This is a genomic window from Legionella feeleii (assembly GCF_001467625.1).
GTDB lineage: Bacteria > Pseudomonadota > Gammaproteobacteria > Legionellales > Legionellaceae > Tatlockia > Tatlockia feeleii.
Genome location: NZ_LNYB01000079.1, coordinates 12,122 through 12,635, shown reverse-complemented (window position 1 = coordinate 12,635; position 514 = coordinate 12,122). Strand labels below are relative to the sequence as shown.

Below are 514 nucleotides of genomic sequence, written 5' to 3'. Positions count from 1 at the left end.
GATATGACCGTTGTGACTCCATTTTTATCTCGTCCATTGCTCTCGCTGCCATTGCTATTTGGGCATAATTAAATGGTGATTGAACCTAGTATCTACGGGTACATCAAAATCAGTGTAAGTACCAAGTTCGTAGACAGGGTGCAACCAGCGTATAAGATCACAGGCTACCGCCAAATTCCCGCCAGCCTCTAAATTCGTAATTTCGTCTTGATAACTTTTAATTAAGTTTTTTTCTTCTGCCGTCGTACAATTGGGAATTACATCTTTTTGTACATCTTTTGCCACAATCTGGTATTTTTTGCAAAATATATCAAGATCCCTTAAGGCTTGTGCAGACAAAAGACTACTGTCATAGATGAAATTGATTTCGTCTGTTGGATTAGTGGCTCGCATCTTAATAAGGCGTGCTCGATTTTCAAGATTCAAAAAAGAGGCTGGATTTTTGCTAAGCCAAATTTTGATATGGCGATGAGGGTTAAAATTATAAGTCATAATAAATTCTCGGTTAATTAAA

1 protein-coding gene is annotated in these 514 nt (G+C 37.4%); it reads right to left on the bottom strand.

All coding sequences use genetic code 11. From position 1 onward, the window contains the following. Positions 1-54: 54 nt before the first annotated feature. A partial coding sequence (locus Lfee_RS07720) for a glycosyltransferase family 88 protein (RefSeq protein ID WP_330981747.1) occupies positions 55-514 on the bottom strand: 460 nt, incomplete at its 5' end.